The sequence below is a fragment of the Halomonas colorata genome (assembly GCF_014897985.1).
GTDB lineage: Bacteria > Pseudomonadota > Gammaproteobacteria > Pseudomonadales > Halomonadaceae > Vreelandella > Vreelandella colorata.
Genome location: NZ_JABUZA010000082.1, coordinates 1 through 5,072 on the forward strand (window position 1 = coordinate 1; position 5,072 = coordinate 5,072).

Below are 5,072 nucleotides of genomic sequence, written 5' to 3' on the forward strand. Positions count from 1 at the left end.
AATAGTGCCTAAATTTGCAATTTTTTATCAGCTCAAGTGAGCGTTGACGAATATCGGTAATTATTCAGACCTTCCTTCTGTATCTTTCGTGATAATCATCTCCCTTTCTCTACTGCTATCAATTTACTTCAAAATAGAAATTGGTGATAACTTTTATTCTTGCCTATCGCTTCTTTTAATTTCTGCATTCGCCTATATTTCACTAAGGAAATATATTAAAAAGCACATAAAAAAAGATGAACTAAAACACCATAATACCATGAAGGTAAATTTGGAGAGATTAGGCGTTTCTGCTTTATCTGGTTTCTTTGTCCTGTGCGCCTCTCTATACACAATATTTGTGGCCAAAGCAACTTTGCAATTAAGTGCTTGGGATGGAAGCAATTATGATACATACAAATCTATTTTTTATATCACCACCGGCGTGCTAGCAACTTTTATACCAGCTTTTTTTTATTTTCTTCCAAACGATAATGAGTTTAAAAAGAAAATTCAGGCCGTAACATTTGGAATATTTTTGTTTTCAGTCGTTCTGATATTAATTATACCAGCAACGGCTGGTGTTGCAGCTTTTAATGTGGCAGGTTTACTAGGTATGAATGACTCTACTAACAGAGTCTACTACTTGCCTGACATAAACTCTCGTCGAGTTTTCTTGGACAAGACGTGGAGAGCGAAGGAAGATAAATATAGCAATGATGAATACATAGTTGCTAAACAGCTGTACTCTGCCGGTGGTTCTGTACTACTTTGTAATAAAGATACTGTTTTTAAGCCTGAGGAAGTTGAAAGCCTTAGGAAAGTAGCAGCATCATGCCTTATGGTAGAAAGCTCCTGGTTAATAAAAATTAACAATGAATAGTAATCTTCATACGGCTCTGGCCTTAAAATTATTTTGAATCGTGCTCAATATTTTAGGGTTAAACCGCCTTTCACGCTTATGAACCCAGCTATAAATTGACGTTGACTAATGGGCAAAGAAGATAGAAAAATCGGCAGGCCAATAAAACTGGCCCACCGCTTTGATAAATTAGACTTTAACTATTCTGCTTGAGAGGTTGCAACCGTTGGGCCAGACATTAATGCAATAGTAGCGGTACCCAGAGCTGTCGCAACAGCGGCGAATAGATAGATCTCATTAAGCCCAGATGTCGACAGCACGATAGCTCCAAGCATTGCACCAAGTCCTATCGCCGCATTAAAAATGGCGACATAAATTGCAGAGGCCGGTAGAGCGTCATCACCAGCTTCCTTAAGAATCCAAGTCTGGAATCCCACCAAAACAGCGCCGATGCCTCCACCCCAAATAATAAGCATTAATACCGTGCCCCATAGGCCCATAACATCCGATAACATAGACAACAGCCACAGAGCTGCCGAAGCGAGGCAAAGGGCAACCATCAGAACCGATTTGAGCCAGCGGTCGATCAAGCTAGCGGTCACCACATTTGCTGCCAATCCAGCACCACCAAACGCCAGAAGTAAATACGCAATCACTGATGGCGTGATCTCGCTTTGCCTAACAAGGTAGGGCTCGATGTAAGTGAATGCCATGAAATGAGAGGTAACTACAAGCGCAGTGGCGGCAAAGATACACATAAAACGCTGATTAGATAGAACACGTCCCATGGCAGCGGCACCGAAACCTTCGTTCCCAGGAAGCTTAGGCAGTGTGGCGAAACACACGACTGCGACACCAAATGACAATACCGCGACAGCAGTAAAAGCTGCACGCCAACCATTGAGAGAGCCCAACAAATTCGCTAGCGGCACGCCCAGCACGCTGGCAGCCGATACGCCTCCAAAGATGATGGATGTGGCAAGTCCTACGCGATGGGGAGGCACAATCTGAGCACCGATAGTACCGATCATTGCCCAGAAGGCACCATGTGCTAACGCACCAATCACTCGCGCGCCCATGAGCGCAGGGAATGTTTCAGCCATGGCGGCAACCCCACTGGACAGAGCAAGGATTAACATCAGGCAAACTAAAAGTGGACGCCGCGGCATGCGGGAAAGAACGACAGCAGAAAAAAGCGCAGCTGCAACAGCTATCCATGCATAGAGAGTAACAATCAGGCCCGTCTGCGAAGTAGACGTTCCGAGAGAACTACCGATATTAGAGAGCAAACCAATCGGCGCCAGCTCCGTGGTAACAATAGTGAAGCTACCTACGCCAAGAGCCGTTACAGCCACCCAGTCTTGCCAAGTTGTTTTTTGAGCAGACATGCCAACCTCCTTTTCTCTGTTCAAAAAAGTTAGACGGACGTGAAGGCGGATTTCGCCGCTGTAATAGCATTCATCGACGCGGGGATACCCGCATAGACCGCCACCTGCAGAACGATTTCGACAATCTCTTCACGAGTTACCCCAGTATTCAACGCGGCTCGCATGTGAAACTCGAGCTGCCCCGGAGCCGTACCCATTGCTGCGAGCATAGCGATAGTGAGCATTTCGCGCGTATGTAGCGAGATCCCTTCACGAGCCACTACATCGGTAAAAGCAAAACCCAGTAGTATCTCAGTTGCGTCGTCGTGAAACTCATCAAGATTTTGCGCAACGCGTTCAGGTGCACTAGGCTCAAGCCTCTCAAGGAGGGATAACGCTTGGGTACGTCGATTAGAAGTCGGAACACTCATACGTTCACTCCTTTCATGCCTTCTGAGGTGTAGCGTTCGCCTATTACAGGCAACGATGCCGTGGCCTTTTCGAGTTGCCGCTGCTCGTCCACACTGAGCGTGATGCTCGCTGCAGCGACATTCTCTTCGAGATAGTGCAGTTGCTTGGTGCCGGGTATCGGCACGATGTCTTGCCCTTGTGCCAATAGCCAAGCCAGCGAGAGCTGGGCAGGTGTGCAACCCTTATGCTCTGCCAGTTCAGCAATCACGTCGGCAATTCGCCGGTTGGATCCAATCGCTTCCTTTGCAAAACGAGGTAAATTAGCGCGAAAATCATCATTGTCGAGTTCAGCGGTGTTTTGAAACCGGCCAGTTAGGAATCCGCGGCCAAGCGGAGAATAAGGAACGAAGCCAATACCTAGATCACGACAGGTCGGCAACACGGCTCTCTCTACTTCGCGCGACCAAAGAGAATATTCAGTTTGCACTGCAGTGATAGGATGTACTGCATGAGCACGACGCAGAGTTTCAGCGCTGACTTCACATAAGCCTATACGAGCAATTTTCCCAGATTGGACAAGTCGCTCCAGCCCACCAATGGTCTCTTCGATCGGTTCTTCAGGATTGATGCGATGAATATAGTAAAGGTCAATTTGTTCCACACCGAGCCGACGAAGCGAGGCTTCACAAGACTGGCGCGCATAGTCAGCGCTATTATCCAAAGTCCGTTTGTACTCCCCTGGGTCGCGCACAATGCCGAACTTGCTTGCAATTCGAATTTGAGACTTGCTACGTGAAAGGAACTTTCCAATCAGCTCTTCGTTATGATGCGGCCCATACATATCTGCTGTATCAAAAAAGTCGACCCCAAGCTCTACAGCTCGCTCCAAAACCCGCAAAGACTCACTATCATCTCGAGGCCCATAGAACTCGCTCATACCCATGCAGCCCAAACCAATTGCCGAAACGGTGAAGTCTTTTCCAAGCGTTCGCTTTTTCATAACGACCTCCTTAATCATGGAGGTTACAGCTTGACAGGATCAAAAAATGGAAAAAATGCAAGATATTGACAAAGAGATTTCCATTATCGGAAATAGCATGCCCCGAGGACTGGTTTGGGACGATACTCGGGCATTTCTTGCCGTAGCGCGCTGCGGAACGCTGAGTGCGGCTGCTTTGGAACTCAACATTGGCATAGCGACACTCTCACGTAGAATCGAGCGGCTCGAAACTGCCCTGAAACTTCCTCTTTTTATACGTCAGCAATCGGGCTACCAGTTAACTGAGGATGGCGCCGATCTCGTAGAGAAGGCTGAAGTAATGGAAGCGGCTGCACAGGCTTTCTCATCGGGCGCGGACACTCAAGCGCAGATAAGTGGTCAAGTGCGGCTAGCCACAGCCGAAAATCTGGCTACGGAGTTAATACTGCCAGCACTCCCGGCATTTCGAGCGGAATATCCAGAGCTTTTAGTGGAAGTTGTGACTGATATCTCGACCATTAATTTGCATCGAAGAGATGCCGATCTTGCGGTACGGATGGTTCGACCCGAAAGGGGCAATGTCACTCTGCGCCGTCTGGGTACCTTAGGGTACGGCCTTTATTGCAGCCCGGACTACGAGTCACGCCGAGAATTAAACCCTGATCAGGGTGACTACGATACGGATACCTTTATCACTTGGGGGGAGATGCAGACACATCTTCCTGGCGCTCAATGGGTAGAGCGGATTCTACGAGGACGCAAACCAGCCCTGACCACGACTTCACTTGCTACACAAGTATCCGCAACTAAGGCGGGGCTTGGGCTTGCCGTGCTGCCTCACTTCATTGCACGCGATAGGGGACTAATCTGCATCGACTCAGACATTGGGGTCGACCAGCCAATCTATCTAGTTATCCAAACAGACCTTGCAAGATCGCGGCGTGTCAGAGCACTTGCTGACTTTCTCACAGATTTGGTGGCTCGACATCATGAACGGCTCAGTGGATAAGCGACGTATCTGCTTACCATTCAAATTCTCCTCCCCATAGATTTAGCCAGCATAAGGATGTTGGTCATCAATATTTTCCATTTTTGAAAAACTAATTAAGAAAATTTGTTAAAGACTGACCTTTCTAAAAGTCGCAATCTTTCCATGGCACTCCGACGGAATTGGCGAGTTTAAACATTCCATTCTCGTTGAGAGCTTTATCTAACTGCAACGATTCGCCATGGAGAAACCTATGCCTTCTCAAACCCTTTTGATTTCTCGGTATTTCGTAAAATCCGGTCAGGCAGACGCACTCGCTACCAAATTAGGAGATAATGATGCGTCTCGCATTTTTATCTCACTTGACGAGTCCGAAGTGTTAGAGCTTCGGGCTCTCGAAGCCAATCTTTGAATCGCCCCGGGTTTCGTAGACACCTCTAGGCCTTATACTAAAGGTACCTAGGAGGATCCATGAGCCGTCCCCGT

General features: G+C 47.6%; 5 protein-coding genes. 2 read left to right on the forward strand and 3 right to left on the reverse strand.

Annotated elements, in window-relative coordinates; all coding sequences use genetic code 11:
- Positions 1–43: 43 nt before the first annotated feature.
- Positions 44–862, forward strand: coding sequence for a hypothetical protein (locus tag INT33_RS20695; RefSeq protein WP_193092916.1), 819 nt, complete (start codon positions 44–46; stop codon positions 860–862).
- Positions 863–1,041: 179 nt separating this feature from the next.
- On the opposite strand, the gene INT33_RS20700 is transcribed toward INT33_RS20695, so the two are convergent.
- Genes INT33_RS20700 through INT33_RS20710 form a run of 3 tightly spaced genes read right to left on the reverse strand, consistent with a single transcriptional unit; the run spans position 1,042 to position 3,619 of the window.
- On the reverse strand, positions 1,042–2,229 hold the full coding sequence (locus tag INT33_RS20700) for an MFS transporter (protein ID WP_192539875.1): 1,188 nt from the start codon (positions 2,227–2,229) through the stop codon (positions 1,042–1,044).
- A gap of 29 nt (positions 2,230–2,258) precedes the next feature.
- Positions 2,259–2,639: a carboxymuconolactone decarboxylase family protein gene (locus INT33_RS20705; protein WP_192539876.1), complete on the reverse strand. Its 381-nt coding sequence runs from the start codon at positions 2,637–2,639 to the stop codon at positions 2,259–2,261.
- Positions 2,636–3,619 (reverse strand): aldo/keto reductase, encoded by a 984-nt coding sequence (locus INT33_RS20710; RefSeq protein ID WP_192539877.1) that lies wholly within the window; start codon positions 3,617–3,619, stop codon positions 2,636–2,638. Before INT33_RS20710 ends, INT33_RS20705 begins: the two co-directional genes overlap by 4 nt.
- 46 nt (positions 3,620–3,665) lie before the next feature.
- On the opposite strand from INT33_RS20710, the gene INT33_RS20715 reads away from it, so the two are divergent.
- The gene (locus tag INT33_RS20715; protein ID WP_192539878.1) at positions 3,666–4,607 is read left to right on the forward strand and encodes a LysR family transcriptional regulator; all 942 of its coding nucleotides are present in this window, start codon (positions 3,666–3,668) and stop codon (positions 4,605–4,607) included.
- The last annotated feature ends 465 nt before the right edge of the window (positions 4,608–5,072 follow it).

Bases quoted from the DNA above. Each gene is read 5' to 3' on its own strand.
- INT33_RS20715 (WP_192539878.1), top strand. From the start codon at position 3,666: ATGGAAAAAATGCAAGATATTGACAAAGAGATTTCCATTATCGGAAAT.
- INT33_RS20705 (WP_192539876.1), bottom strand. From the start codon at position 2,639: ATGAGTGTTCCGACTTCTAATCGACGTACCCAAGCGTTATCCCTCCTT.
- INT33_RS20710 (WP_192539877.1), bottom strand. From the start codon at position 3,619: ATGAAAAAGCGAACGCTTGGAAAAGACTTCACCGTTTCGGCAATTGGT.
- INT33_RS20700 (WP_192539875.1), bottom strand. From the start codon at position 2,229: ATGTCTGCTCAAAAAACAACTTGGCAAGACTGGGTGGCTGTAACGGCT.